The sequence below is a fragment of the Methylobacterium sp. V23 genome (genome assembly GCF_002917135.1).
Taxonomy (GTDB): Bacteria; Pseudomonadota; Alphaproteobacteria; order Rhizobiales; family Beijerinckiaceae; genus Methylobacterium.
On record NZ_PDHT01000001.1, the window covers coordinates 561,274 to 588,137 of the forward strand.

Annotated in this window: 27 protein-coding genes; 10 read left to right on the forward strand and 17 right to left on the reverse strand. The window is 71.8% G+C overall.

Going from position 1 to position 26,864, the window contains the following annotated elements; all coding sequences use genetic code 11:
• Window positions 1-6: 6 nt before the first annotated feature.
• Window positions 7-606 (forward strand): cyclase dehydrase, encoded by a 600-nt coding sequence (locus CRT23_RS02560; RefSeq protein WP_245435913.1) that lies wholly within the window; start codon window positions 7-9, stop codon window positions 604-606.
• 147 nt (window positions 607-753) lie between these two features.
• Here the strand turns inward: CRT23_RS02560 and CRT23_RS02565 are convergent, their stop codons facing one another.
• Together CRT23_RS02565 and CRT23_RS02570 are read right to left on the reverse strand one after the other, a co-directional pair.
• Complete coding sequence (locus tag CRT23_RS02565; RefSeq protein WP_103708424.1) at window positions 754-1,740, reverse strand: catalase family peroxidase; 987 nt, start codon at window positions 1,738-1,740, stop codon at window positions 754-756.
• 92 nt (window positions 1,741-1,832) lie between these two features.
• On the reverse strand, window positions 1,833-2,675 hold the full coding sequence (locus tag CRT23_RS02570; RefSeq protein WP_103708425.1) for a porin family protein: 843 nt from the start codon (window positions 2,673-2,675) through the stop codon (window positions 1,833-1,835).
• A 641-nt stretch (window positions 2,676-3,316) separates the two neighbouring features.
• On the opposite strand from CRT23_RS02570, the gene CRT23_RS02575 reads away from it, so the two are divergent.
• Window positions 3,317-4,069, forward strand: a complete 753-nt coding sequence (locus CRT23_RS02575) for a bacteriorhodopsin (RefSeq protein ID WP_103708426.1) — start codon at window positions 3,317-3,319, stop codon at window positions 4,067-4,069.
• Window positions 4,070-4,074: 5 nt separating this feature from the next.
• On the forward strand, window positions 4,075-5,055 hold the full coding sequence (locus CRT23_RS02580; RefSeq protein WP_103708427.1) for a Brp/Blh family beta-carotene 15,15'-dioxygenase: 981 nt from the start codon (window positions 4,075-4,077) through the stop codon (window positions 5,053-5,055).
• Here the strand turns inward: CRT23_RS02580 and queC are convergent.
• Genes queC through queE form a run of 3 tightly spaced genes read right to left on the reverse strand, consistent with a single transcriptional unit; the run spans window position 5,010 to window position 6,798 of the window.
• Window positions 5,010-5,744, reverse strand: a complete 735-nt coding sequence (queC, locus tag CRT23_RS02585) for a 7-cyano-7-deazaguanine synthase QueC (RefSeq protein WP_245435914.1) — start codon at window positions 5,742-5,744, stop codon at window positions 5,010-5,012. The two genes, CRT23_RS02580 and queC, sit on opposite strands and share 46 nt — an antisense overlap.
• Window positions 5,741-6,121 carry a 6-carboxytetrahydropterin synthase QueD gene (gene queD / locus CRT23_RS02590; protein WP_103708429.1) on the reverse strand — a complete coding sequence of 127 codons (381 nt, stop codon included), beginning with the start codon at window positions 6,119-6,121 and terminating at the stop codon, window positions 5,741-5,743. The genes queC and queD overlap by 4 nt, the downstream gene beginning before the upstream one ends.
• A gap of 44 nt (window positions 6,122-6,165) precedes the next feature.
• The gene (queE, locus tag CRT23_RS02595) at window positions 6,166-6,798 is read right to left on the reverse strand and encodes a 7-carboxy-7-deazaguanine synthase (protein ID WP_103708573.1); all 633 of its coding nucleotides are present in this window, start codon (window positions 6,796-6,798) and stop codon (window positions 6,166-6,168) included.
• A gap of 368 nt (window positions 6,799-7,166) precedes the next feature.
• Here queE and CRT23_RS02600 point away from each other — a divergent pair, with 368 nt between their 5' ends.
• The 3 genes from CRT23_RS02600 to CRT23_RS02610 all read left to right on the forward strand — a co-directional run bounded on the left by CRT23_RS02600 (window position 7,167) and on the right by CRT23_RS02610 (window position 11,306).
• On the forward strand, window positions 7,167-8,741 hold the full coding sequence (locus tag CRT23_RS02600) for a D-alanyl-D-alanine carboxypeptidase family protein (protein WP_103708430.1): 1,575 nt from the start codon (window positions 7,167-7,169) through the stop codon (window positions 8,739-8,741).
• Between the two features lie 339 nt (window positions 8,742-9,080).
• Entirely contained in the window at window positions 9,081-10,223 is a 1,143-nt protein-coding gene (locus CRT23_RS02605) for a GTP-binding protein (protein WP_103708431.1), read from the forward strand.
• Between the two features lie 108 nt (window positions 10,224-10,331).
• Window positions 10,332-11,306, forward strand: coding sequence for a hypothetical protein (locus CRT23_RS02610; protein ID WP_103708432.1), 975 nt, complete (start codon window positions 10,332-10,334; stop codon window positions 11,304-11,306).
• 38 nt (window positions 11,307-11,344) lie between these two features.
• On the opposite strand, the gene CRT23_RS02615 is transcribed toward CRT23_RS02610, so the two are convergent.
• From CRT23_RS02615 to CRT23_RS02635, 5 genes are all read right to left on the reverse strand, one after another.
• On the reverse strand, window positions 11,345-11,665 hold the full coding sequence (locus CRT23_RS02615; protein ID WP_055947757.1) for an HPr family phosphocarrier protein: 321 nt from the start codon (window positions 11,663-11,665) through the stop codon (window positions 11,345-11,347).
• 117 nt (window positions 11,666-11,782) lie between these two features.
• Window positions 11,783-12,184, reverse strand: a complete 402-nt coding sequence (locus CRT23_RS02620) for a PTS sugar transporter subunit IIA (RefSeq protein WP_055947765.1) — start codon at window positions 12,182-12,184, stop codon at window positions 11,783-11,785.
• A gap of 125 nt (window positions 12,185-12,309) precedes the next feature.
• On the reverse strand, window positions 12,310-12,831 hold the full coding sequence (locus tag CRT23_RS02625) for a hypothetical protein (protein WP_103708433.1): 522 nt from the start codon (window positions 12,829-12,831) through the stop codon (window positions 12,310-12,312).
• A gap of 55 nt (window positions 12,832-12,886) precedes the next feature.
• Window positions 12,887-14,611, reverse strand: a complete 1,725-nt coding sequence (locus tag CRT23_RS02630; protein WP_082512813.1) for a sensor histidine kinase — start codon at window positions 14,609-14,611, stop codon at window positions 12,887-12,889.
• Between the two features lie 96 nt (window positions 14,612-14,707).
• The gene (locus CRT23_RS02635) at window positions 14,708-15,418 is read right to left on the reverse strand and encodes a response regulator transcription factor (protein WP_055947774.1); all 711 of its coding nucleotides are present in this window, start codon (window positions 15,416-15,418) and stop codon (window positions 14,708-14,710) included.
• 404 nt (window positions 15,419-15,822) lie between these two features.
• On the opposite strand from CRT23_RS02635, the gene CRT23_RS02640 reads away from it, so the two are divergent.
• The gene (locus tag CRT23_RS02640; protein WP_103708434.1) at window positions 15,823-16,638 is read left to right on the forward strand and encodes a DUF2470 domain-containing protein; all 816 of its coding nucleotides are present in this window, start codon (window positions 15,823-15,825) and stop codon (window positions 16,636-16,638) included.
• Between the two features lie 119 nt (window positions 16,639-16,757).
• Here CRT23_RS02640 and CRT23_RS02645 read toward each other — a convergent pair whose 3' ends face one another.
• The 3 genes from CRT23_RS02645 to CRT23_RS02655 all read right to left on the reverse strand — a co-directional run bounded on the left by CRT23_RS02645 (window position 16,758) and on the right by CRT23_RS02655 (window position 19,263).
• The gene (locus CRT23_RS02645) at window positions 16,758-16,997 is read right to left on the reverse strand and encodes a hypothetical protein (RefSeq protein WP_103708435.1); all 240 of its coding nucleotides are present in this window, start codon (window positions 16,995-16,997) and stop codon (window positions 16,758-16,760) included.
• Between the two features lie 137 nt (window positions 16,998-17,134).
• On the reverse strand, window positions 17,135-18,547 hold the full coding sequence (locus CRT23_RS02650) for an ATP-binding protein (RefSeq protein ID WP_103708436.1): 1,413 nt from the start codon (window positions 18,545-18,547) through the stop codon (window positions 17,135-17,137).
• The gene (locus tag CRT23_RS02655) at window positions 18,544-19,263 is read right to left on the reverse strand and encodes a response regulator transcription factor (RefSeq protein WP_245435915.1); all 720 of its coding nucleotides are present in this window, start codon (window positions 19,261-19,263) and stop codon (window positions 18,544-18,546) included. Before CRT23_RS02655 ends, CRT23_RS02650 begins: the two co-directional genes overlap by 4 nt.
• A gap of 388 nt (window positions 19,264-19,651) precedes the next feature.
• On the opposite strand from CRT23_RS02655, the gene lepA reads away from it, so the two are divergent.
• From lepA to CRT23_RS02670, 3 genes are all read left to right on the forward strand, one after another.
• Window positions 19,652-21,457 (forward strand): translation elongation factor 4, encoded by a 1,806-nt coding sequence (gene lepA, locus CRT23_RS02660; RefSeq protein ID WP_055948858.1) that lies wholly within the window; start codon window positions 19,652-19,654, stop codon window positions 21,455-21,457.
• 16 nt (window positions 21,458-21,473) lie between these two features.
• Entirely contained in the window at window positions 21,474-22,340 is an 867-nt protein-coding gene (locus tag CRT23_RS02665) for a glycosyltransferase family 2 protein (protein WP_103708438.1), read from the forward strand.
• A 182-nt stretch (window positions 22,341-22,522) separates the two neighbouring features.
• Window positions 22,523-23,194 carry a L,D-transpeptidase gene (locus CRT23_RS02670; protein ID WP_055947785.1) on the forward strand — a complete coding sequence of 224 codons (672 nt, stop codon included), beginning with the start codon at window positions 22,523-22,525 and terminating at the stop codon, window positions 23,192-23,194.
• A gap of 66 nt (window positions 23,195-23,260) precedes the next feature.
• On the opposite strand, the gene CRT23_RS02675 is transcribed toward CRT23_RS02670, so the two are convergent.
• From CRT23_RS02675 to CRT23_RS02690, 4 genes are all read right to left on the reverse strand, one after another.
• Entirely contained in the window at window positions 23,261-23,668 is a 408-nt protein-coding gene (locus CRT23_RS02675) for a GGDEF domain-containing protein (RefSeq protein WP_103708439.1), read from the reverse strand.
• Window positions 23,669-23,851: 183 nt separating this feature from the next.
• A complete protein-coding gene (locus tag CRT23_RS02680; RefSeq protein ID WP_103708440.1) occupies window positions 23,852-24,283 on the reverse strand; it encodes a hypothetical protein in 432 nt (143 codons plus the stop codon).
• A 168-nt stretch (window positions 24,284-24,451) separates the two neighbouring features.
• Entirely contained in the window at window positions 24,452-24,838 is a 387-nt protein-coding gene (locus tag CRT23_RS02685; protein WP_103708441.1) for a hypothetical protein, read from the reverse strand.
• Between the two features lie 66 nt (window positions 24,839-24,904).
• Entirely contained in the window at window positions 24,905-26,764 is a 1,860-nt protein-coding gene (locus tag CRT23_RS02690) for a methylmalonyl-CoA mutase subunit beta (RefSeq protein ID WP_103708442.1), read from the reverse strand.
• Window positions 26,765-26,864 lie beyond the last annotated feature (100 nt).

The following is a 26,864-nucleotide window of genomic DNA, read 5'->3' on the forward strand; positions in this document are numbered from 1 at the left end:
GTCCGCATGCCCGCATCCGCGTCCCGTCCGAATCCGCCCGCTCGTCCCGGCCGGACAAGGCCCGAACGCCCACCCTCCCGGCTGTCCTCGGACCACCGGCGCCGGCCCGATCCGGCCACGCGCCAGGTGGCGCAGGGCCTCGGCTGGTTCTCCCTCGCCCTCGGAGTCACCGAGCTGACCTGCGGCGACGCGATCGCGCGCTGGCTCGGCATGCCCCGCGCCGGCGCGCTGGTGCGTGCCTACGGCGTGCGTGAGATCGTCCAGGGCGTCGGCATCCTCGGCTCCCGCGATCCGACCCCCTGGATCTGGGCCCGGGTGGCCGGTGACGGCCTCGACGTCGCCACCGTCCTGCCCGGGCTCACCGGCGATCCGCGCCATCGCGCCAACACCGCCATCGCCCTCGGCGCCCTGGCGGGCGTCGGTGTGGTCGACGTGCTCTGCGCCCAGGCCCTCTCCGACGCCCCCCTGGCGCCCTCGGAGCGCGTGCGCGCGGATTACCGGAGCCGGAGCGGTTTCCCGAAGGGCATCGCGGCGACGCGCGGCGCCGCCCGCGACGTCCGGCCGCCGGACTTCACGACCCCGGAGGCGCTCAGGGCCTGGGCCTAGGGCGTGGGCCTCGGGTGTGGGCCCGGCGCGGCCGCCGGGCGACCCGACGGACACCTTTCTGCGGGCACCTTTTCTCGGGCACCCGTCGCGACCGGCGTGACGCCCCGGGGAAACGCCCAGGAAAACGTCTTCGGGTTCCGCTCGGGCTCAGTTGGCGCGCCGCGACAGCGAGATCGCGTAGGCCGGCGAGCGGATGGCGAACATCGGGTCGTCGGCCGGCCCGGCGACGCCGTCGGGGAGGTCTGTGACCGGGTCGAAGGTGGCCGCGTCGCAGGTGGCTGCCGGTTCGAGGGCGTCGATCGCCACGGTGCCGAGCCGGGTCGCCTTGCGGTTCTCCTCGGGCCAGAGAACGGTGGGATCGTGGGTCGGATCGCCGGGCTCGCCGCGGATCGCCACGAGGTCGAACGTGGCCGGCCCCTGGGCCAGCCGCTCCGTCAACTCGTCGGCGTAGAAGGCGTCGGGCTTGGCCTTGGCCTCGTCGTCCGTCAGGCCGAGCTGGCCCGCTGTCGCCACGGTCTTCAGCTTGGCCACCGTGGCCGTCCCCTTGGCGTCGGTGAGCGTGTAGGCGTGGACGCCCCAGTAATCGACGCCCGCGTAGCTCGCCGGCACCGGGCGCGCGGTGAGCCAGGCCGCCTGGCGCGTCGTCTCGGGGTTGGCCGCTCCGAAGGCCTTGATCTTCTCGGCATCCGGCTTTCCGTCCGGTCCCGGCGCCCGCACCGTGGCGAACTCGAGCAGCTGCTGCGGGGTCTTCGTGCCGAAGACCGGGGCCGAGATGAACACGAACACCATGTCGCCGGTCGGGTGGGTGATCCGCATGGAGAAGCCGCGCGTGACCGGCTTGGCCTTGTCGGACGCCTTCGGGTTGCTGCCGCCCATGGAGAAGCGGGCCGTCATCGGCAGGGGCTTGCCGGAGGCGCTCGTGAAATGCGGAGCCTTGGACAGGCCCTGCGCCTCGGCCGAGGGCGTGAAGCTGCCCTTGACGCAGACGCCCTTGGCCCCGCTCCCGCGCACGTTCGGCTGATTGCCGCCGGCCTTGAACAGGGCGTCGACGATGGCCTCCGTCTCGGGCTCGGCACGGGCGTGCGTGGCGACGGTGAGGGCGGCGGCGGCGAGAAGCAGCAGGTTCGGTTTCATCACGGGCGCACCCCACGGGCAAACGGATCGCGGTCGGGAGACAACGGAGCCGGCACCCCGGGTGCGATCCCGGGGTGCCGGCTGGGTCGGGCCTAGTAGCTGCCGAACTTGTAGTTCAGGCCGGCCCGGGCGATGCTGCCCTCGGTGGAGATGCGGCTGTTGTAGCCGACCCCGGGACCGCCGACGCTGGCGACGAGCAGATTGCGGCTGCCGAGGTCGTAGCGCAGGTATTCGGCCTTCAGGGTGACGGCGCTGGACTTGAAGAAGTTGAAGAACGAGTCCGTGGGCAGGGCGTACTCGATGCCGCCGCCATAGGCGTAGCCGGTCTCGATGTTGGAGCGCGACCCCGCATAGGTGACGGGCACGCCCGTGGTGAAGGCGATGCGCTGGGTGACATCGCCGTAGGCGAAGCCGCCGGTCCCGTAGATCAGGAACTTGTTGAAGGCGTAGCCGATCCGGCCGCGGACGGTGCCGAGGAACGACAGTTCGGTGCGGTAGCTGTTGGTCAGCTGGTTCGGATTGAAGACCGGGTTGAAGATGACCTGGGTCGTGGTGCGCTGGAGGTCGGTGTACTGCGCATCGGCCTCGAGGCCGACCACGATGCCGCTGCCCGGCGTGAACTGATAGTTGTAGCCGACCTGGCCGCCGCCGGTGAAGCCTTCGGTCGCGTTCCGCACGGACGCCTGACGCAGGCCGTTGAGGACGTTGTTCTGCAGCTGAGCGCCGCCCGGGGTGTTGATGCCCGTGGTGCGGATCGTGTCGTTCTCGCTGAAGACGTAGCCGGCGTTGATACCGAAATAGGCGCCCGTCCAGGTGAAGACCGGAATGGGCGTGAAGACCGGCGGCGGGGCCTGACGGCGAGGCAGGTCGGCGGCAGCGGCGGCACTGGTGAGGAGGGCCGCGGCACTGCCGGCAAGGAGCAGCGTCTTGAGCATCGGAAAGGGCCTTCGGGTTCAGGACTTTCGGGATGGAGGGACGGTGCCTGCCCACCCTCGACATGCCGATGTCTGGCGGTGGCGCATAGATCTGATGGCGTTCAAAGGTCATCTTCCGAAGCAGATTGCCTGCTTTCCGGCCTAGACGTGATCCATAGGCAACAGAAATGACAGTTGATCTTGCGGTTATAAACTTTCCGTGATGACGGATTAAATGCGTAACTTCGATTTTACTGCGCCGTCGACGGTCGTGTTGACTTGAGCAACGGATCGCGGCGTTCGGAAGAGCGGTCTTTGCGGTGCGACTCCGCCATGCCGAAGGCCCGCGCGTCGCCGGGGGCGCCGGGACCGCTTTCCCGATCTTCGCGCTGGCCGACGGGGCGCCGGCGGCCTGCGGGAATCCTCGCCGAGCGCGCCGGCCGGCCTCCCGGTCTCGACCGCTCGGCGCGGTGCCGGGATCGGGACGAGGCCGGCCCCTCGTCCGATCCCGCGCCCCGATGCGTCGGGCCCGGCTCGGCGGGCGTTCCGGTCTCACTCGACTGTGACCATGCGTCCCCGCAACGAACGGCGCCGACGCCAATTGGGCAGGAGGGCCGCCACGTTCCGGGCCGGCCTTTCATCCCCGTACCGACGAGATAGTGATGACGCCTCAATTCTGGCTTTGGCTCGGCTTCGCCGGCATGGCGGCGGGTGCCGCCGCGATCCTGTTCCTCGGGAAGCGGCGGACGCCCGCGGAGGAGGCGGATGCCATCATCCACGGGATCGTGCCGATCATCGCGGCCTGTTCCTACTTCGCCATGGCGACGGGGCAGGGGAGCATCGCCCTGCCGGCCGGTCCGGAGGCCGCGGATGTCGCGCGGCAGTTCTACTTCGCCCGCTACCTCGACTGGACCTTCACCACGCCCCTGCTCCTCGTCGGCCTCGCCCGCACGGCGATGCATTCGGGGATGCGTCGTCCGGCCGTCGTCTGGGGCCTCGTCGGCTCCGACCTGATCATGATCGTCACCGCCCTGGCCTTCGGCCTGTCGACGGTCGCCTGGGTGAAGTGGACCTGGTTCGCCATCTCCTGCGGCGCGTTCCTGGCCGTGTTCTACGGGATCTTCGTGCAGCTGCGGGAGGAGAACGCCACGGAACGGGCCGATGTTCGGTCCGCCTTCCTGCGCAACGCCGTGTTCCTCTCGGTGGTCTGGTGCGCCTATCCCGTCGTGCTCCTCGTCGGCCAGGACGGCCTCGGCATCCTGTCCCCCGCCGTGGCCCTGGCCGTGGTGGCGATCCTCGATCTGACCGCGAAGGTGGTCTACGGCGTGATGGCGACGCTGCAGACCACGCGGGCGGTCGACCGGGACCTCGCGGAAGGCAAGGCCACGGCCGCGCCCCTGCGCCGGGCGGCCTGACCCGGATGGCGGCTCGCCCGGTCCTCCCGGTTCTCGGGACGCCCGTCCGGGCGCGCCGCCGGCGCGTCGGTTCGGGGGGAGCGGGCGTGCTGCCCCTGGCGGGCGCCGGCGTGGCCCTCGCCCTCGTCGCCTCCGCGGCCCTGCCGCGCGAGGCGTCCTGGCTCGCGGCCCTGGCGGTGGTGATCGGGCTCGGCGTGCCGCACGGCGCCCTCGACGGGGCCGTGGCCGCGCCCCTGCTGCGCCCCCGCTTCGGACGCGCCTGGTTCGGGGTCTTCGCGGTGCCGTATCTCGGCCTCGCCGGCCTCGTCCTGCTCGCCTGGCACGTCGCCCCGATGGCGACCCTGGCGGGCTTCCTCGCCCTCTCGGTGCTGCATTTCGGCGAGGAGGATGCCGGCCCGGGCCGGCCGCTGGAGATCCTGGTGCGCGGCGGGCTGCCGGTCGCGCTGCCGGCCCTGCTGCGCCCCGAGGAGACCGCCGGGCTGTTCGCGGCCGTCACGCGCCTGCCGATGCCGCTGCTCCCCGGCTGGTGGGTGGCGGCGTCCTGGCTCTGGCTCGCCCTCGCGGCGTACTGGGTGCTCGTGCAGGCCCGGTCCTGGTCCGTGCGCGGCGAGATCGCCGGCCTGGCGGCCGCCTTCTGGCTGCTGCCGCCGCTCACCGCCTTCACCCTGTACTTCGTCGGCCTCCACGGCCCCCGGCACATGCGCGCGCTGGTGAACGATCCGACCCGGGCGCCCGGCATCGACAGCCTGGGCAAGGCCGTCCGCGCGTCGCTGCCGGTCTTCGGCCTGACGCTCCTGCTCGGCGCGGCCCTGTGGCCGCTCTACGCCGCCGGCTCCGGCTCCGGCGCCGGCACCCTCCTGTGCCTCACCCTGCGGATGCTCTCGGCCCTGACGGTGCCGCACGTCCTCCTCGACCGGATCGCGGCCCGGTCGCCGGCGGTTCAGGCGGGCGGCGGTGTCACCGGCTCGGCGACGAACTTGGCATAGCCATTCGCCCGCAGGTCGCAGGCGGGGCACTGGCCGCAGCCGTGGCCCCAGGGATGGCGGTCGCCGCGGGTGCCGAGGTAGCAGGTGTGGCTGTCCTCGACGATGAGGTCGACCAGCGCCGGGCCGCCGAGGTCCTCGGCCAGCCGCCAGGTCTCGGCCTTGTCGATCCACATCAGGGGCGTGTGCAGGACGAAGCGACGGTCCATCCCGAGGTTGAGTGCCACCTGCAGCGCCTTGACGGTGTCGTCCCGGCAATCCGGGTAGCCGGAATAATCGGTCTCGCACATGCCGCCGACGAGGTGGGTCAGCGACCGGCGATAGGCCAGAGCCGCCGCGAAGGTGAGGAACAGGAGGTTGCGGCCCGGCACGAAGGTGTTGGGCAGGCCGCTGTCCTCGAACGCGATGGCGGTGTCGCGGGTCAGCGCCGTCTCGGAAACCTGGCCCAGGGCGTCGAGGGCCAGCGTGTGGTCGTCGCCGAGGCGCGCCGCCCAGGCGGGCTTCAGGGCCGCGAGGCCCCGGCGCAGGGTGTCCCGGCCATCGAGCTCGATGCGGTGGCGCTGGCCATAGTCGAAGCCGAGGGTCTCGACCCGGTCGAAGCGCTCCAGCGCCCAGGCGAGGCAGGTGGTGGAATCCTGGCCCCCCGAGAACAGGACCAGGGCGCCGCCGCCGCTCATCGCAGGGCCCCTCATGGCGGTGCCTCGCGGCACGAGGCCTCGCCCTCGTACTCGGCCCAGGACATCGGCGTCTCGTAGACCTTCACGGAGGAGAGGGCCGGCAGCGCCGCCTTAGTGCGGTCCCAGATCCAGGCCGCGATGTGCTCGGCGGTGGGGTTCTCCAGCCCCTCGATCTCGTTGAGGCAGTAATGGTCGAGGCGGGCCAGCACCGGCGCGAACGCGTGCTCGACGTCGAAGAAATCCACCACCCAGCCGGTGGCCGGGTCGACGGCGCCCGAGAGGGTGAGCTCGACCCGGTAGGAATGCCCATGCATGCGGTGGCAGCGATGGCTCTCGGGCACGTTCGGCAGGCGGTGGGCCGCCTCGAAGGTGAAGGCTTGGGTGATCTTCATCGAGCAATCTTCATGGTGCGAGCGGGCGGGATCCTCCGGGATCCTCAGGGAATCCCGATGATCTTGTGCGTCTGGAGCGAGAGGCGCCAGCGCGCGTCGCGCCGGCAATAGGCCACCGCCGCGGCCGTGTGGGCGACCCGGTCCGGCCCGTCCATGGGCTGGAGCCAGTGGTGGCGGAAGTCGAGATCCGCGAAGGCGTCCGGGGCGGCCTCCCCCTGCGGGAAGACGAGCTTGAGTTCGTGCCCGCTGCGCTGGACCAGGGGATTGCCGGCCTTGGGGCTGACGCAGATCCAGTCGATCCCGGCCGGGGCCGCCAGGGTGCCGTTGGTCTCCACCGCGATCTCGAAGCCGGCCGCGTGGACGGCCGCGATCAGGGCCTCGTCGAGCTGGAGCAGCGGCTCGCCGCCGGTGAAGACGACGTAGCGGTGGCGCGGCCCGCCCATCCAGGTCCCCGCGATGGCGTCGGCCAGGTCCTGCGCCGTGGAAAAGCGCCCGCCGCCCTCGCCATCCAGGCCGACGAAGTCGGTGTCGCAGAACCGGCAGGCGGCGCCGGCGCGGTCCTCCTCGCGGCCGGACCAGAGATTGCAGCCGGCAAAGCGGCAGAACACCGCGGCCCGGCCCGTCTGCGCGCCCTCGCCCTGGAGGGTGTGGAACACTTCCTTGACTGCGTACGCCATCACGTCCTCGGCACCCGCCCCGGCGAACCGTCCCGGCGAGCCCACTCCATCCTCTGAAACACGCTTCGACCGCCGCAGCGCCTGACGCGCACATAAGCGGTCGAACGCACGGGCACCACGGGCCGCGGACGGCCCCCACCCATGCGGAGGGCGGCGGTATACCATGATTCCGCCGGCTTCTCGCATCTGCGAGAGGGTCTGCCATCCTCCTGCCACGGAACGCGGCTTTGTGGAGACCATGTCACGATCCGGCGAGACGCGCTTGCCGTCCCTCCTGGAGGGGTGGCATGCCAGCTTGGCCGTTGACCGGCTTCCCGCCAGGGCCGATCATCGATCGGGCCGGGGCGTTCCTTCTTGAGACAGGCCTGATGTCGAACGGATTGTTGAGGCGCCTCGTCGTCGGTCTCGCGGTGGCGGCGAGCCTGCTGGGTGCGGGCGCCGCGAACGCCACCACCGCACCGATCCTCGTGGTCGATGTCGATTCCGGCAAGGTGATCTACGGGCAGGCTGCCACGGATCCGTGGTTCCCGGCCTCCATCACCAAGCTGATGACCACCTACGTCGCCCTGGACCTCGTCCGGCAGGGCAAGCTCTCCCTCGACACGCTGATCACCATCTCGCCGGCCGCCGCCGCCGAGCCGCCCTCCAAGATGGGCTTCCGCCCGGGCACCAAGCTGACCCTCGACAACGCCCTCAAGATCATCATGGTCAAGTCGGCCAACGACGTGGCCTGGGCGATCGGCGAGAATCTCGGCGGCTCCGTCGAGGGCTTCGCCCAGATGATGAACGAGACCGCCCAGCGCATCGGCATGCGCGAGAGCCGCTGGACCAACCCCAACGGCCTGCCGGACGCCCGCCAGTGGACCTCGGCCCGCGACATGGCGGTCCTCGGGCGCGCCCTGATCCGCGATTTCCCCGACAGCCGCGGCCTGTTCTCGATCAGCGCGATCCAGTTCGGCCGCTCGGTGATGGCCAACCACAACGGTCTCCTGGGCCGCTATGCCGGCGCCGACGGCATGAAGACCGGCTTCATCTGCTCGGGCGGCTTCAACGTGGTGGCCACGGCGACCCGCAACGGGCGCCGCATCCTCACCGTGGTGATGGGCCAGCCGAGCGCCCGTGAACGCGACCTCAAGGCGTCGGACCTGTTCGACTACGGCTTCAGCCAGTCCCCGGGCTGGGGGGCGCAGACCCTCGACGCCCTGCCGGTCTCCGGCCTCTCGGAGCCGCCGGACATGCGGCCCTACATCTGCGACCGGAAGAAGCCGATGCCGGTGGACGAGGGCCAGGGCGCCATCACGGCCAGCGCCGGGGCGGCCGGCGCCAGCGCCGACAACGCCAATGCGCAGCTGATGGCCGCCGCCGCTCCGCCCTCCGCGGCGCTGGCCTTCGCCACCATGAACAGCGCCGCCCTGCGCAATCGCGCCCTGCCGCCCCGCGCTCCGCTGCAGCCGATCCTGGTCTGGATCGGCCGCGACCCGGCCGAGGGCGCCATCGCCCTCAACGAGCAGGAAGAGGCCGAGAAGGCGGAGAAGGCGGCCAAGATCGCCGAGGCCCGCAAGGCCAAGCTCGAGGCGGTCGCGGCCAAGCGCGAAGCGGCCCATCAGGCCAAGGCGGCCGCCACCGCCTCAAAGGCGACCGCCACCGCTTCAAAGGCTGCCTCCCCCGCCACGAAGGCGGCCGCCAAGCCCGAGCCGAAGAAGGCGCTCGCCCGCGGCAAGGCCGGCGTTCCCGCGACGGCGAACGCCTACGCCCCCGCCGAGTCGACGCCCGTGATGGAGGGCGCCCCGAAGCTGAAGGTCGGCGCCGTCAAGAAGCCCGCGGCGAAGGCGGCCCCCAAGGCGGGTGCCAAGACCGACGCGAAGACCGACGCGAAGGCCGAGCACAAGCCGGCCGGTGCCGCCGCGAAGGCGAAGTCGACCAAGTCGGCCAGCAAGACCTAGGCGGACGAGTAGGACGGTCTCCGGATCGTCCGCCTCTGGCAGGCGCCCCACGCGGGGCGCGCGCAGTGCCGACGGCCGTGTTTCAGCCCCGCGACATTCCGGGGCCGCAAAGCGGAGCCCGGGATCCCGACACGCATGGGGTGCGGGACCGTCCACCGTCGGCGGCTTTGGAGTCCGGGCTCGCCTGGGGCGCCCCGGACCGCTGGTGTGGGGCCGACGACGCGCCGACCGACAGGTCGGCCGCAGGCCCACCGACGCCACCCCGCGCGCGTGCGTTCTGTAACTTTATAACATCGACGCAGGATTGAGCGGAACCGCCGGGAGGGCTAGGTCAGGGGAATGACCGACCTGTCCAAGCCCGATCCCCGCGCGCCCGAGCCGATCCCGCTCACCGTCCTCACCGGATTCCTCGGAGCCGGCAAGACGACGCTGCTGAACCGGATGCTGCGCGATCCGGCGCTGGCCGACACCGTGGTCATCGTCAACGAGTTCGGCGAGATCGGCCTCGACCACCTGCTGATCGAGCGGATCGACGAGGACATGGTCCTGCTCGGGGCCGGCTGCCTGTGCTGCACCGTGCGGGGCGACCTCATCGCGACCCTGGAAGACCTGCTGCGCAAGCGCGACAACGGCCGCATCCAGCCCTTCCGCCGGGTCGTGATCGAGACCACGGGCCTCGCCGATCCTGCCCCGATCCTGCACGCGCTGATCTACCATCCCTATCTGGTCATCCGGTACCGCCTGCAGGGCGTCGTCACCGTGGTCGACGCGGTGAACGGGGCCGCGACCCTCGACGCCCATGGCGAGGCCGTGCGGCAGGTGGCGGTGGCCGACCAGATCGTCGTCACGAAGCGGGATCTGGCGGACCATGACGGCCGTGCCCTGGCGGCGCGCCTGCGGGCCCTGAACCCGACGGCGCCCCTGCGCGAGGCCGCGGTGGCGCCCGCCGACCTCCTCGGCGGCCTGTTCGGCCTCGACGGCAAGAGCGACGACGTGCGGGCCTGGCTCGGCGCCGAGGCCGCGCGCGAGGCCCATCACGATCATCCCCACGATGGGCACCCTCACCACGGCCATCACCATCACCAAGGCCATCATCACGACGTGAACCGGCACGATGCCACGATCCGGGCCTTCAGCCTGACCAGCGACGCGCCGGTGCCCCGGGCCGCCTTCGAGATGTTCCTGGATCTCCTGCGCTCGGCCCACGGCCCGAACCTGCTGCGCCTGAAGGGCCTCGTGGCGCTGGCCGACGCGCCCGACCGGCCGCTGGTGGTGCACGGGGTGCAGCACGTGATCCACGCTCCGGTGCATCTCGAGGCCTGGCCCGATGCCGACCATCGCTCGCGTCTGGTCCTGATCCTGCGCGACCTCGACCCGGCCTTCGTCACCCGCCTGTGGGACGCCTTCCTCGGAAGGCCCCGCATCGATGCGCCCGACGCGGCGGCGCTGACCCAGAATCCCCTGGCCATCCCGGGCGGCTAGGCCGCGCCGTCCGGAAACGGGCGGCACCGATCTTGAAGCCTTAACGCCGACTGGCGCCTCGAGGCGCCCCCTTGTCCCAGGACGGGACGCGGCGGATCGGATCGGCACATGAGACAGCGCTTCACGGTGATCGAGGGCGGCGCGGCGACCCGCAATTCGGTGGCCCAAGGTTCACTGACCCAAGGTTCACTGGCGCAAGGTTCGGTGATTGAAGGTTCGGTGATCGAAGCTTCGCCGGCCGAGGCGGCCCTGAACGCGCACGCCCCCGCTTCGCCGATCGCAGCGTCGGTTTCCTGGCGGGTCGACCTGCGTCGGGCGGTGGCGGTGAGCGAGGGGGAGATCGCGGCGTGGCGTGCGCTGCTGGTGCGCGCGCGGGTCGCCGATCCGGTCCGGTCCGATCCCGACTACCTGCTCTCGGCGGCCCAGCATCAGGCGGGGGGACGCGACCTCGTCTTCGCCCTCGCTTGGGCGACCGGGCAGGGCCCCGACCAACTCGCCGCCGTCCTGCCGCTGGCGATGCCCCACACCCTCTGGGGCCAGGAGCGGATCGGCCTCTGGCAGCCCTACGGCACCGCGCTCGCCCCGGTCATCGCGCCGGCCTGCTTCACGCCCGTGCGCGCCGCCGTGGCCGATCGCCTGCGGGCGCTTCGTCCCCGCTCCGTGCTGGTGCTCGAGCCCATGGCCGCGCCCGTGGCGGACAGCGCGGTCGCGCCGCTCCGGGCCGTCCCGCAGCGCGCCGGGATCCCGGCGCACAGCTTCATCGGCGTGCGGGCGAACCCGGCGCCGGTCCAGGTGGAGCGGGTCAGCGAGCCAGGTCTCGTCCGTGACGCGGTGGAAGAGTTCCTGCTCCTCGATGCCGAGGTCTCGGCCGCCCCGATCATCGGCGATCCGTCGGAGGCGGCCCTGGTGCGGGTGGTGACGCGGCTGTTCGCGCAACGCCGGCAGGTCACCGTCGCCCTGACGCGGCGGGACGATGCCATCGTCGCGGCGACGATCACGCTCGGCCACGGCGCGCAGGCGGTCCTCTGGCGGCAGGTCGCGGGCGAGGCGGGGGTGCCGGAGCGTTACGGCCGCCGCGCCTGAGCGGGACGCGCGGCGCGCGATGCCCCGTGCGCCGGCGCCTACTCGTCCTCGCCGAACTTGTTGGCGAGGAGGTCGGTGATCGCCGTCATGCAGGCCTCCGCGTCGCCGCCCGAGGTGACCACCGCGATCGTGGTCCCCTGCGCGGCGCCGAGGGTGAGGAGGCCCATGATCGAGCGGCCCCCCACCGTCTCGCCGGAACGGGTCACCGTGACGGCGGCATCGAAGCGCTCGACGGTTTGGACGAACTTGGCCGAGGCCCGGGCATGCAGGCCGCGCCGGTTGATGATCGGCAGGACCTGGATCAGCCCGCCCTCGGGCACCGGCGGCAGGCTGTCCTCGGCGTCGTCGTCGTAGCTCATGGGCGTCGGCCGTCCCCTCGCTGGCGCGCCGGGCCGCATTCTGCGGCCTCGGCAGGCCCTCCGTTCACGCCGGGGGCCCGAGATTGCCTGTAAGCCGTGGCGGCAAGGGAAGAAAGCCTATTTGCCGGCCAGCACGCGGGACGCGACATTGATGTACTTGCGGCCGGCCTCCTGGGCGTGGAGGACGGCGTCGCCGAGGGGCTCGGCATCGCGCACGCTGGCGAGCTTGATCAGCATGGGCAGGTTGATGCCCGCCACGACCTCGACCTGTCCGCCGTTCATGCACGAGAGGGCGAGGTTCGAGGGCGTACCGCCGAACATGTCCGTGAGCACGACGACGCCCTTGCCGGTGTTCACGCGGCTGACCGCATTCATGATGTCGAGCCGGCGCAGTTCCATATCGTCCTCGGGACCGATGGTGATGGTCTCGATCTGCTTCTGAGGCCCGACGACGTGTTCAAGGGCAGCCTTGAACTCCGTCGCCAACAGCCCGTGGGTGACGAGCACCATTCCAATCATCGACGCGGGTTCCAACGCCTTGTGAGCGGAGCCGCCATTTTGTGCAGCGCAAGGTCGAGCGCAAGGTGAATGCGGCATTTTGTGTGCTCGAACGTCATGATCATGCCACGTGGGTGGCACCGGCGCTACGGTCTCGGGAGCGGCGTCAGACGCAAGACCGGGCAGTGCGTCCCGCTTGCCACGCCGGCGCACGCCGCCAGGGCGTCGAGGACCAGGCGCGGCGCGAGGCCGGAGCGCCGCAGGGCCGCGTCGAGGCACAGGCTCGGCAGGTCGACGTCGAGGAGCCGCGTGCGGCTCAGCGGATTCTCCGGCAGGCGCGGGGCGTCGGCGACGCAGTCGACCACCAGCCGAATCGGAACGCTGGGCAGGACGTCCGCGACCGGCAGCAGGCCGAGGCCCCGCACCTCGATCCGATCGCCCAGGGTGGGGTCGGCATGGGCCAGCACGGTTCCGCCCTGGCGGGTCAGCCGGACCCGATCGTCGGCCACGAGGCTCGCCGGCCTCTGCATCAGGGCGGCCCGGTCGAGGAGGAGCAGCGCGAGGGTCGACTTGCCGGCGCCCGACGGTCCCCGGATGAGCAGGCCCGCCTCGCCGAGGGCGATGCAGGTGGCGTGCACCGAATCGGTCCGGCTCGACGGATCGTTCATGAATGTCTCACGGCTTGCTCATGGCGCAGCCCTCATGGCTCGGCCGGTCCCCGGCTCAGCGGGTCACCGCCGGCAGGCGCACGATGAAGCGGGCGCCGCGCACCGTCGGCTCGCCGTCCTCGTCGGCCGGACCGGGCCGGTTCTCGGCCCGGATCGTGCCGCGATGGGCCTGGACGATCTGGCGCGAGATCGAGAGGCCGAGGCCGGAATTCTGGCCGAAGCCCTGCTCCGGGCGGTCCGTGTAGAAGCGCTCGAAGATCCGCTCCAGGGCGTGCTCGGGGATGCCGGGGCCCTCGTCCTCGACGATGAGCTCGACATCGTTGCGCACCCGGCGCAGGGCCACCCGGACCTTGGCATCGGGGGGCGAGAACGAGCGGGCATTGTCGAGGAGGTTGTTGACCACCTGGCCGAGGCGGCTGTCGTGGCCGAAGATCGTGAACGGCGAGTCCAGCTCGCCCGCGAGCGTGTCCACGTCGAACTGGATCGGCGCGTCCTTCGCGCGCCGGCGCTCGTTGGCCACCGAGACCACGGTGGTCATCAGCTTGCGCATGTCGACCCGGCGCGCCTCGGCGCGGGCGAGCTCGGCATCGAGGCGCGAGGCATCGGAGATGTCGGAGATCAGGCGGTCGAGGCGCTTCACGTCGTGCTGGATGATGGCGAGCAGGCGCCCGCGCGAATCATCCGACTTCGCCAGGGGCAGGGTCTCGACGGCGCTGCGGAGCGAGGTGAGGGGGTTCTTCAGCTCGTGGCTGACATCGGCCGCGAAGCTCTCGATGGCGTCGATCCGGCGATAGAGCGCCTGGGTCATGTCGCGCAGCGCCCCCGAGAGGTGGCCGATCTCGTCGGTGCGCCCGGTGAAGTCGGGGATCTCCTCGCGGGACTTGATGCCCAGCCGCACCTTCTCGGCGGCGTCCGCGAGGCGCCGCACCGGGCCCGCGATGGCGCCCGCCAGCAGGATCGAGAGCACGAGCATCACCGCCGCGGCGATCAGGAAGACCTGCAGCAGGCCGAAGCGCTCCGAGGCGATGACGCGGTCGATGTCGCCCCCTTGCGTGGACAGCATCAGGGCGCCGCGCACGGAGTTGGCCCGCTGGATCGGCACCGCCACGGAGACGATGGTCTCGCCGACCGGGTTGCGGCGGACGATGGTGCCGCGGGCGCCGGCGAGCGCCACCTGGACCTCCTTCAGGCCGTGGCCGCTGGCCGGGCCGACATCCTCGGTCACGCCCGGGGCCGCGCCGTCGCCGCCGAGCTGCGTCCCGAACTTCGCCTGGACGGTCTCCCAGGCCTTCTCCAGCCAGGTGCGCTTGCGGGGCCGCACATCCGGGTCGCTGCGGTTCATCTCGCCCCGCGCCGAGAGGGTGCGGGTGTCGAACAGCAGGCCGCCTTCCTGGTCGTAGACCCGGGCGCGGTTGCCGGTGGGGGTGATCAGCCGGCGCAGCAGCGGGGCCACGCGCTCCGGGTTGAGCGAGAAGGTGAGGGGGGAGGAGGGCTCCTCGGCCTCGCCGGCCTGGAGCTGGAGCAGCTTGTCGGGGTCGATCCGGATCGCGTCGGTCTCGACGGAGGCCGAGGAGGCGATGGCGCCGGCGATGATCTCGCCCTGGATCAGGAGGCTCTGCACCCGGGCCTGGATCAGGCCCTGGCGGAACTGGTTCAGGTAGAGGAAGCCGAACAGGAGCGCGATGAGCCCGACGAGGTTGAGCACGACGATGCGTCGCGTCAGGCTCGATGAGGCACGCTGACCGATCCCGTTCCAGATCTGGCGCGGCCAGCCCAGCATGCCGCGCGACGGGATTTCGGCTTGGTCTGTGGTGGCCACGAGCGTCCGGTGGTGAGGGAACAGCGTTGCGGGAGGGGAAGAGACCCGGGCCGGGTCTCAGCTCTCCTTGAAGCGGTAGCCGACGCCGTAGAGCGTCTCGATCATGTCGAAGCTCGTGTCGGTCACCTTGAACTTCTTGCGCAGGCGCTTGATGTGGCTGTCGATGGTCCGGTCGTCGACGTAGACCTGGTCGTCGTAGGCCGCGTCCATCAGGGCGTTGCGGCTCTTCACGACGCCCGGGCGATGGGCCAGGGCCTGCAGGATCAGGAACTCCGTCACCGTCAGGGTCACGGGCTCGCCCTTCCAGGTGCAGGTATGGCGCTCGGGGTCCATCATCAGGAGGCCGCGCTCCAGGGAGCGGGCGGCGGCGTCGGCCTCGCGGGCGGCGGCGCCCGGGCCGTCCTTCGGGGCGAAGCGCCGGAGCACCGCCTTCACGCGCTCCACGAGGAGGCGCTGCGAGAACGGCTTATGGATGAAGTCGTCGGCGCCCATCTTGAGGCCGAACAGCTCGTCGATCTCCTCGTCCTTCGAGGTCAGGAAGATCACGGGAAGGTCGGATTTCTGCCGCAGACGCCTGAGAAGCTCCATCCCGTCCATGCGCGGCATCTTGATGTCGAAGATCGCGAGATCCGGCGGGGAATGTTTCAGGCCGTCCAGCGCCGAGGCCCCGTCGGTGTAGGTCTGGATCCGGTACCCCTCGGTCTCGAGGGCGATCGAGACGGAGGTGAGGATGTTTCGGTCGTCGTCCACGAGGGCGATGGTCGGCATGCGCGTGTCCTGTTGCTCGGATGCGGCTCGGCGGACGTCTGATGGCGCCAGCCCCTCCGCATCCCACCCCATCCTCCGTCGCGGACGGAGGGCAGAGATCGGCAAAAACGCGGTGGCGACCGTGCCGGGGAGGCGGGCCGCGTTCGCGCGGAGAGTCAGGCTGTGTAATGGCTCTATGCTGAAAAAGCGAGCGACCTCGGTCGTTTGTTCGTTTGGCGCTTGACTGATGCCAACGGGCCGCAGTCCGGTGCCCTCGTGCGGAGCCCCGATCCCTGGCTATGATCCCCCGGCTGAACGCGGCCTGAGCGCCGGTTCGCCAGCACCGAATCGAGGGGATCTTCATGGCCGCAGGCGAAATCAGCAGTGCCGGAGGCGAGGCCAGCAGGGCCGCAGGCGAGACCGCAATGGCCGAGGGCGGAACCGGGACCGCGGGTGCGCGGCGCGGGCCGGCGGTGCCGCTGCCGGCCTCCGAGGCGCCGTTCGACGCGATCGGCCTCGCCCGCCATCTCCTGCGCAGCATCCGCTCCGGCGCCCTGGCCACCCTCGACCCGGAGGACGGCACGCCCTTCGCCTCCCTGGTGACCATCGCCACGGACGTCGACGGGACGCCCCTGATGCTGCTCTCGCGGCTCTCGGCCCATACCCGCAACCTGCTGAAGGACCCGCGGGCCTCGCTGCTGTTCAGCGCCGGCGGCAAGGGCGACCCGCTCGCCCATCCGCGCCTGACCGTGACGGGACGGGTGACCCAGACGCCGGACCCGCGGGCCCGTGCCCGCTTCATCGCCCGGCATCCGAAGGCGAAGCTCTATGCCGACTTCCCCGATTTCGGCTTTTTCGCCCTCGAACCCGTGGCCGGGCATCTCAACGGCGGGTTCGCCAAGGCCGCCGTGCTGACGGCCGACGAGCTGCGCCTCGACCTCACCGGCGCCGAGGGGCTGGTGGCGGGCGAGGCCGGCGCCGTCGAGCACATGAACGCCGACCATGCCGACGCCCTCGCGCTCTACGCCCAGGCCGCCGGCGCCGAGCCCGGCCCCTGGCGGCTCACCGGCCTCGACCCGGAGGGCATGGACCTCCTCACCGGCGACCGGACCGCGCGGGTGCTCTACCCGGCGCCGGTCCGTGAGATGGGCGCCCTGCGCAAGGTGCTGGTGACGATGGCGGCCCAGGTGCGCGCCGGGGAGGCCGCGCCGGCGGACGAGGGTCCGTCCGGCTCATCCTGAGCCAGACGGACCCTTCTGTCCGGTCTTGACGGTTGGCGTTCCGGGAGAACCGGGTCCCCCTGAGCCCCGACAGACGCCGGGCCCGGGCGCGACGCCCTCGGCCGGACCGGCACGCGTCCTTACTGCTTGTCGGGGCTGTGCGTGTGGGTGTGGCCATCCTTGGCCGCCTGCACCGGCTTGCTGCGCCCGGTCACCGCGCCGCGCTCGGCGTGGTGGTTCGGGCCGCCCGAGACGCCGCCGGTGTTCGGGAAGGCCTGCGACGGGTTGTCGGAGTTTCCGTTGCCCTCGGTGGCGGAGGCCTGGCCCGCCAGGGCGGTCATCAGGGCCAGGGACAGAAGCGTGATGCTGATGCGCGACATGGTCTCGTCCTCGTGTCTCGCAGCCCCGTTGGCTGCGTCGAGACCTGATGTAGCCGCGGCGCTTGGCTGGCCGATGCCGGGTCTGTGACGAAGTGTGGCGCGCGGCGCCGGACCCCCGTCGCCGACCGAATCCCGCCTCAGCCGGCCGGGCGCGGCAGGGTGATCCGGACCCGCAGGCCGCCGCCGGGCCGGGTCTCCAGGCCGATCTGGCCGCCCTCGGCCTCGATCACCCGGCGGGCGATGGTCAGGCCGAGCCCGGTGCCGCCGGTGTTGCGGTTGCGGGAGGTTTCCAGGCGGGTGAACGGCGCGAAGGCCCGCTCGACCGCGTCGGGCGACAAGCCGGGGCCGTCGTCGTCGACCTGCAGCTCCAGGGTCGAATCCGTGATCGCCAGGCCGATCCGGGCGCGCTCCCCGTACCGGACGGCGTTGTCGACCACGTTGTCCAGCGCGCGCCGGAGCGCCACCGGCCGGATCGCGGCGAGCGCCCGCCCGGGCCCCTCGTACACCACCGCGTGCCCGGCATCCTGCCCGGCATCGGCGATGCTCATCAGCAGGCTGGCGACGTTGGTGACCCTCCGGACCTCCGGGTCGGCGTCGCCGCGCAGGTAGGCCAGGGTCGAGTCGATCATCGCCTGCATGTCGTCGAGGTCGGACGCCATCGCGCGGCGCTGCGCGTCGTCGGCAAGGGCGTTGTTGGGAAGGGCGTTGTCGGCAAGTTCTTTGTTGGCAAGTTCTTTGTTGGGAAGGGCGTTGTCGGCCAGCGCGTCGAGGCGCAGGCGCAGGCGCGCGATCGGCGTCCGCAGGTCGTGGGACACGGCGGCGAGGGCCTGGGTCCGCTCGGTGACGAGGTCGCGGATGCGCAGCTGCATGCCGTTGAGGGCGCGGGCGATCGCGCGGGTCTCGTCGGGGCCGACCTCGGGCACCGGCACCACCCGGCCCTGGCCGGCGGCGTCGCCGATCAGCCCGGTGATGCGGCCCAGCGTGCGCAGCGGCCGGGCGATCCGGTGGGTCAGGAGCACGGCGGCGAGGCCGACCAGGATCGCCATCGCGGTCGCCAGCACGGCCCAGGGATTGCGCAGGGCCATGCCCGAGGCGTGGGCGGAGTGGAAGGTCAGCTGGCTGCCGTCCGCGAGCGCCAGCGTCCCGCCGAGATCGAGCCGGTGCATCGGATCCGCGTCGCCCTCCATCGCCAGGGACAGGCCGGTCCCGAGGCTGGGGTCGAGGGCGGCCAGGCGCTGGTGCAGGGGGGCCAGGGCCGGGTCGCTCCGGGGCTGGGCCGGGGCGGGGGCCTCCGTCCAGGCCAGCTCGAAATGCGGGTTGGACAGGGCCTTGGCCTCGGCGTTCCGCTCCGCCGGCGGCCGCCGCATCACCGCCTCGCGGGCCAGGGCGAGCTGCGTCGCCACCTGGGCGGCGAAGGCCTCGGCCGCGGCGGCCGCCGCCGACTGGCGATAGAGCAGCAGGGCCCCGCCATGCACCACCAGGATGGCGACGAGGAGGACGACGAGCGTCCGGGCCTCGAGGCTGCGCGCCAGGGCGAACAGGCGTCTCACCGGCGCTCGACCTTGGCGGCCAGCATGTAGCCCGACCCCCGCACCGTCTTGATCACCGGCGGCTCGCCCTCGGGCGGGTCGAGCTTGCGCCGCAGGCGGCTGACGAGGGTGTCGACGCTGCGGTCGGACGGCGATCCGAGGCGGGCGCGGGACAGTTCGAGGATCTGCTCGCGGCCGAGGACCCGCCCGGGATGGTCGAGGAACACCAGCAGGAGGTCGTATTCCGCACCGGACAGGTCGACGCCGGCGCCGCCCGGGTCGACCAGGGTGCGGCTGCGCAGGTCGAGGCGCCAGCCCGCGAAGGCCAGGGTCTCGCCGCCGAGGGGGACCGCCGGTGCCACGACGGAGCGCCGCAGCACCGCCCGGATGCGGGCGAGCAACTCCGGGCGCCCGAACGGCTTGGCGAGGTAGTCGTCGGCGCCGAGTTCCAGGCCCAGCACCCGGTCCGCCTCCTCGCCGCGCGCGCTGACGATGATGACCGGCACGGTGGAGCGCGCGCGCAGGGCCCGCAGCAGGTCGAGGCCCGAGGCACCGGGCAGCATGACGTCGAGGAGGATCAGGTCGACCCCGCCCTGCGGCAGCAGCCGCCACATCTCGGCGCCGCTCCGGCAATCGGTGACCCGGTAGCCGCTGTCGCGCAGGGCCCGGGTCACCAGGATGCGCAGGCCGTCATCGTCCTCCACCAGGAGGACGTGGCCCAAGACAGTCTGGCCCAAGGTAGTCTGATCCAAGGCGGCCTCGCCCAAGGCGGTCTGGTCCCGATCCGGCCTCGGCCCGGCGCCCTCCGGAGGAGACATGGTTCTGGCTCGGCGTCCTGACGGCGCCCGGGACCGCGAATCGGCGGGCGTCGCGACTCAGCCGGAAATCGCCGGCGCGCTGGTGCGGCGCGCGGCCGGCGCTGCCGGCGTTCGGGCCGCGGCGCCTACCTTTGGGCCGCGGCGCTTACTTGTGGGCCGCGGCGCTTACCTTTGGGCCGCGGCGCGTGCGCTTGGCGCAGGGGGCCGGCGCTGCTATCTGCGGGCGACCTGTTTCCCATTCCAAGAAACCGTGCGCCGGGTCCGTCCCTTGGACGGCGGGCCGCGCGCGCCGGAGATCGCATCCTCGATGACAACGACCCCCATCGACAACATCCGCAACTTCTCCATCGTCGCGCATATCGACCACGGCAAGTCGACCCTCGCCGATCGCCTGATCCAGACCACCGGCACGGTGGCCCTGCGCGACATGAGCGAGCAGATGCTCGACTCGATGGACATCGAGAAGGAGCGCGGCATCACCATCAAGGCGCAGACGGTGCGGCTCGAATACAAGGCCGAGGACGGCAAGGACTACGTCCTCAACCTGATGGACACGCCCGGCCACGTCGACTTCGCCTACGAGGTGTCCCGCAGCCTCGCCGCCTGCGAAGGCTCGCTGCTGGTGGTCGACGCCTCGCAGGGCGTCGAGGCGCAGACGCTCGCCAACGTCTACCAGGCGCTCGACGCCAACCACGAGATCGTGCCCGTCCTCAACAAGATCGACCTGCCGGCGGCGGAGCCGGAGCGCATCCGGGCCCAGATCGAGGAGGTGATCGGCATCGACGCCTCCGAGGCGGTGGCGATCTCGGCCAAGAGCGGCCTCAACATCGAGGCGGTGCTGGAGGCCATCGTCACCCGCCTGCCGCCGCCCAAGGGCGACCGCGACGCGCCGCTCAAGGCCCTGCTGGTGGACAGCTGGTACGACGTCTATCTCGGCGTCGTCGTGCTGGTGCGCATCGTCGACGGCGTGCTGAAGAAGGGCATGAACATCCGCATGATGCGGGCCGATGCCGTCCACGGCGTCGACAAGATCGGCGTGTTCCGCCCGAAGATGGCCGATATCGGTGAACTCGGCCCCGGCGAGGTCGGCTTCTTCACCGGCTCGATCAAGGAGGTGGCCGACACCCGCGTGGGCGACACGCTCACGGAGGACAAGCGCCCCTGCAAGGAGATGCTGCCGGGCTTCAAGGACGTGCAGTCGGTGGTGTTCTGCGGGCTCTTCCCCGTGGACGCGGCCGAGTTCGAGACCCTGCGCAGCGCCATGAGCAAGCTCCGGCTCAACGACGCCTCGTTCTCCTACGAGATGGAAACCTCGGCCGCCCTCGGCTTCGGCTTCCGCTGCGGCTTCCTCGGCCTGCTGCACCTGGAGATCATCCAGGAGCGCCTGGAGCGCGAATTCAACCTCGACCTGATCTCCACGGCGCCCTCCGTGGTCTACCGCCTGCAGATGACGGACGGCACGATCAAGGAGCTGCACAACCCGGCCGACATGCCGGACGTGATGAAGATCACCGCCATCGAGGAGCCGTGGATCCGCGCCACCATCCTCACCCCCGACGAGTATCTCGGCGGCGTGCTGAAGCTCTGCCAGGATCGGCGCGGCACCCAGGTCGACCTCAACTACGTCGGCAAGCGCGCCATGGTGGTCTACGACCTGCCGCTCAACGAGGTGGTGTTCGATTTCTACGACCGGCTCAAGTCGATCTCCAAGGGCTACGCCTCGTTCGACTACCACATCTCCGACTACCGCGAGGGCGATCTGGTGAAGATGTCGATCCTCGTGAACGCCGAGCCGGTCGACGCCCTCTCGATGCTGGTCCACCGCACCCGGGCCGAGCATCGCGGCCGGGCCATGTGCGAGAAGCTCAAGGACCTGATCCCGCGCCACCTGTTCCAGATCCCGGTCCAGGCGGCGCTCGGCGGTAAGATCATCGCCCGCGAGACCATCAAGGCCCTGTCCAAGGACGTGACCGCCAAGTGCTACGGCGGCGACATCTCGCGCAAGCGCAAGCTCCTCGACAAGCAGAAGGAGGGCAAGAAGAAGATGCGCCAGTTCGGCAAGGTCGAGATCCCGCAGGAGGCGTTCATCGCCGCCCTGAAGATGGACGATTGAGCCGGGCCGCCCGACCGTGGATCCCCATTCGGACCCCCATTCGGACCCGACCGCGCCGATCCCGCTGACCGTCCTGATCCGCACGCTGAACGAGGCGGACCGGATCGCGGCGGCGATCCGCTCGGCGCTGCCGCTGCACTGCGAGATCCTCGTCATCGACGCGGGGTCGACGGACGCCACCGTCTCGATCGCCGAGGCCCTCGGGGCCCGGGTGGTGGTGAACCCCTGGACGGGGTTCGGCCCCCAGCGGCGGTTCGGCGAGGCGCTCTGCCGGCACGACCACGTCTTCAGCGTCGATGCCGACGAGATCCTGACGCCGGAGATCGTCCGCGAGATCCGGGGGATCTTTCAAAGGCCCGCGATTCCGCCCCTGATGATCGTCCGCAAGGCGATGGTGCTGCCCCACCACGCGCGCCCCTCGCCCTGGGCCTTCTGCACCGAGAACATCTACCTCTACGACCGCCGCGTCGCCCGCACGACCGACAACCCGAACTGGGACAAGCTCGCGATCACCACGGACGCGAAGCCGGTGACGATCCGGTCCGTGGTCTGGCACCACACCTTTCGCGACTGGAACCACGCCATCGCCAAGTCGAACTATGTCGGGCAGCTCGCCGCCGACACGCAGCCGATCGGCTCGCGCTTCGAGACCGGCCTGCGGCTGGTGTTCGAGTATCCGCTCAACTTCCTGAAGTTCTACGTCCTGCGGCGCTTCTTCCTCGCCGGCCTCGACGGCTTCGTGATGGCCAGCGTGCTCGCCTATGGCCGCTTCATCCGGATCGCGAAGATGCACGAGGCGACCCGCGGCCAGCCCTCGACGGGACTGCCGTTCCTGCGCCGGGCCAAGCGCCCGCCCGCCGACACGCGGGCCGGATCCGGCTGAGGCCCCGCCGCACCCGCCCGGTCATATGCGCGACGCAATCGGCCGGCTCCTGTTCGCGGTTGACGTCCGCCCCGGCGCCCGGCTTGCCAGCCGGCGCGGGGACCGGCACTGTCAGCTTGGCCATAAGGCCGCGCGGGGTCGATCGGTCGGCCCGCCGCGCGACGGAAGACGGGACGCCTGCGATGACGAGGGACACGAGGACCATGGAGTTCGGCCGCCTAAGCCGCCGGTCGTTCCTGGCCGGCACGGGCGCGGGACTCGGCGCCCTGGGGCTTGCCGGCTGCGTCGCCTCGGACGGCGCCCTGCGCGCCGAGGCGGCCAAGATCTACGGCCCGATGCCGGAGGAGAAGTTCCCGATCCCGGCCACCGACATCAGCAAGGTCGATCCGAAATACTTCCGCCGCACGGTCCCGTACGAGACCAAGGAGGCGGCCGGCACGATCATCGTCGATCCGGCCAACTACTACGTCTACCGCGTCGAGGGCGACGGGACCGCCACCCGCTACGGCGCCAATGTCGGCCGCGACGGATTCCGGTGGAGCGGCGACGCCTATGTCGGGCGCAAGTCCGAATGGGCCACCTGGACCCCGCCCGCGGAGATGATCCGGCGCCAGCCCGAGGCGGCCAAGTACGCCCGCGGCATGCCGGGCGGCCTCGACAATCCGCTCGGCGCCCGCACCCTGCATCTCTACCAGAACGGCGCCTACACCCTCTACACGATCTACGCCTCCGGCGAGCCCGACACGATCGGCTCGGGCATCACCAGCGGCTGCGTCGGCCTGCTGAGCCAGGACATGATCCACCTCTACGCCCGCACGCCCGTAAAGACGAAGGTGGTGGTCCTCCCGGCCTGAGGCCGGGGATCGCGGGCCGCCGGCGACCGGGCTCTTTCTCCGCGGGGCGCCGAAGGCAGGGCGGGCTCAGCGCGGCGGGGCCATGCGCAGGGTGCCGCGGCCCGCGGCCTTGGCCGCGTACAGAGCCGCGTCCGCGCGGATGAAGAGATCCGCCGGCGCCGAGGCGGCGGCCCGGGCGATACCCACGGAGGCCCCGAACCGGAGGCAGAGGCCGCCATGGGGGTAGGGTTCGCGCATGGCCGCGACGATGCGCCGGCCGATCGCCTCGCAGAGCGGCCCGTCGGCCCCCTGCGCCACCAGGACGGCGAACTCGTCGCCACCGATGCGGGCGACGAGGTCCGTGTCCCGGCAGGCCGCCCGGAGGCGCCGTGCCGCCTCCTGCAGGCAGGCATCGCCCACGGCATGCCCGTGGCTGTCGTTGATCGCCTTGAAGCCGTCCAGATCGACCAGGAGCAGGGCCCCGGTCTCCGACATCTGCGCCAGGCGGTCGTCGAAGGCGTGCCTCCGGGTGGAACGGACCTCGCTGGCGACGTCCCGCCGTGTCCGACACGTCCCGCCGTCGTCAGGACGTCCCGCCGTGTCCCAGATGACCCTGGACCGTGACGATCGCACGGCGCCGGTTAATGGAGGCCAACCCCGCGGCGCCGGCGCCGCGTCCTACTCGGCGGGCTTGTCCATCTCCTGCGCCTCGGCCTTGTCGACCGGCGGCTCGGCGCTCGCCACGGACTTGCGCTCCAGCATCGGCTGCAGGCGCTCGGCGAGCTGCTGACCGAGATGGCGCGTATAGGCGTTCTGGAAGTAGCGGGCGCCGGTGCCGCGGCCGTAGAGGCGGTCATGCGCCTGGATCATCGCGTCGACCTCCGGGCGGCACAGGAACCCCGTGATGCCGGCGGCCTCGTACCAGCGGCCCGCGCGGGCGTGACGGGTCGCGGCGGGGTTCGCCAGCACGGTCTCGGCGAAACAGTCCGTCGCCGCCCCCTCGAGGGGCGACATGACCGCGTGTGGGTGGGTCGGATTACGCCCTGCCGCCTCCGCCGCGGCGCCCCATCCCAAGGTCGTCACCAACGCGCCGAACAGCAAAGCCTTCATCGTCGGAAGCCCCGTGCGAAATCGATCTCGATTCGACGCGAGTATTCACCAGCGATTCGGTCCGGAGAAGGGCAGAAGTCCGGCCGTTGGAGGCCCGACGATGATCGGTGCGCGATTGTGGCGCGCCCATCACAGGGCCGTCACGCGAGGGCCGTCACGCGAGGACCGTCAGCCCCGACGCTCGGCGTTCCAGCGACCGCTGCAGGCGATCAGCCCGGTGGTGTTCCAGGTGCCGTTGCCGGTGCCCGAGCGGCCCAGCCGGCCGACCACGTCGGCGGCGTCGTTGCCGCGGGAGATCACCGCCCGCACCGCGCCGCTCTGCGAGACGCGCCCGTTGATGTTGAACTCGCCGCCGGCATAGCTCGCCTCGCCGCGCCGGATCTGGACGCCGTAGCGGTAGGCGCGGTCGCAGGGACCGTCGAGGGTGACCACCTCGATGCTCCAGGTGCCGTCGTAGCGGTTCGGAACCTGGACCTTCTTCTTGGCGGCGTCCGCGACCCCGGCGGAGGCGGTCAGGAGGGCGAGGGTGGTCGCCGCGAGGGCTGCGCGTCGCATGGAAATCCGTTCGTGATTCGACTCGATTGGGTCGAGAACGAGCGTGGCCGCCCCCGGGTTGCGCGCCTACGCGTTCGTCGCGTGCGCCAGCGCTCCCGTCAGCAGCGCCAGGACGTCGCCGCCGGCATGGAGATAGCCGTCGACGCCGGCCGCCGTCAGGGGCTCGGCGAGGTCGCCCGCCTTGCCGGCGAGGTACAGGGTGGTGGCCCCGGCCGCCTTGAGGGCGCGGGCGGCCTCCACCGCGTGGCTGGCGTAGAGCGCGTCGGAGGAGCACAGGCAGGCGATGCGGGCGCCGGAGGCGCGGAAGGCCTCGGCCAGGAGCGCCGGGTCGGTGAAGCCCTCCGCGTTCACCGCCTCGATGCCGCCGGCCGCGAAGGCGTTGGCGGCGAAGGTCGAGCGGGCGTTGAAGACCGCCACGGGGCCGAGATTGGCCAGGAACACCGTGGGGCGTCGGCCGTTCGCGGCGAGGGCCGCATCGGACGCGTCGCGCAGGGCCTCGTAGGGTTCGGCGAGGCGCAGGGACGGCAGGGGCGCGGCGGTGAGGACCGCTCCGCGGCCGAAGCCCGCGGCCGGAGGCGCCGCCACGGGGGGGACGTCCAGGACCGTGACGGGCTTCTCGGCGAGGTAGGGGAACTCGCTGGCGCCGGTCAGGGCCTCGCGCCGGGTGGCGACGTTCCGGGCCCGGGTCGCCTGGATCGCGGCGATCCGTCCCTGGATCGTGCCGGCGCGCAGGCTGGCGACGATGCCGCCCTCGCGCTCGATCGCCTGGAAGGCGGCCCAGGCCGCCTCGGTCAGCTCGCCCGTCAGGGTCTCGAAGCTGCCGGCACCGGCGGCCGGGTCGGCCACGCGGGCGAGGTTCGATTCCTCGATGAGGACGATCTGGCTGTTGCGCACCACCCGGCGGGCGAAGGCGTCGCTGAGGCCCAGGGCCGCCGTGTAGGGCAGGGCGGTGATCGCGTCGGCGCCGCCGAGGCCGGCCGAGCAGGCGGCCATGGCGGTGCGCAGGATGTTCACGAAGGGGTCCCGCCGGCTCATCATCCGCCAGGCGGTCTCGGCATGGAGGCGCAGGGGGGCGGGGGCGAGCCCGCAGGCCGATTCCACCCGCGCCCAGAGACGGCGCATGGCCCGGAACTTGGCGATGGTCAGGAACTCGTCGGCATCGGCCGTGAGCAGGACGGCCACGGCGTCCCGGGCGCGCTCCAGGGCCTGCCCGCCGGCTTCGAGGGCGCGCAGGTAGGCCACCGCGGTGGCGAGCACGGCCGCCAGCTCGGTCGCCTCGCTGGCACCGGCCTCGTGGTAGGGCCGGCCGTCGGCGAGGCAGGCGCGTCCCGAGAAGCCCTCGGCGTCGAAGGCCGCCAGGGTGCGGGCGAGTTCGGCGCCGTAATCCTCCGCCAGGGCACCGCCCGCCGCGAGGGTGCCGATGGGGTCGAGGCCGAGGTCGAGGTCGAGGCCCTTGAGGGTCTCGCCGCGGGCCTTGACCATGTCCTTGATCAGGAAGGCGGCCTCGGTCCCGCGTGCGCCCGCATCGAGACGGGTGGCGATCAGCGGCAGCATCACGTTGCCGAGCGCGGCGTCGAGGTCCGCGGCGTTGGTGGCGGTGAGGCCGTAGCCCCGCGCCGCGGGGGCGCCGGCGAAGACCAGGGTGAGGGCGTCGGCGCCGCCCTCGAGATCGGCCAGCGCGAGGGCGCTCGCCTGGTCGCCGTCCGGATGGTCGACCCGCTGGGCCACGCGCCACGGGCCGGGGGCCCGCACGGGCTGCGCCACCGGGGCCGCGGCGTCGTAGAGCGGTTCGATGCGGATGCCGTCGGCCGTCTTCGAGACGAGGCGCTTCTCGAAATCGCCGCCCTTCAGGACTCCGTCGACGAGGCCGAGCCAGCGCGCGCGGGTCGCGGGCGGGAACAGGTCGGCGAGGGGACGGTCTTCCATCGGGGCGGGCCTCCGCAGATGCTTGGCTTTGGCCAAGCGGCGTTGCGCCGGCCGCGCGCAGCCGGACATTCTGATCCGGAGAGCCCTTGCACGGGGCGGC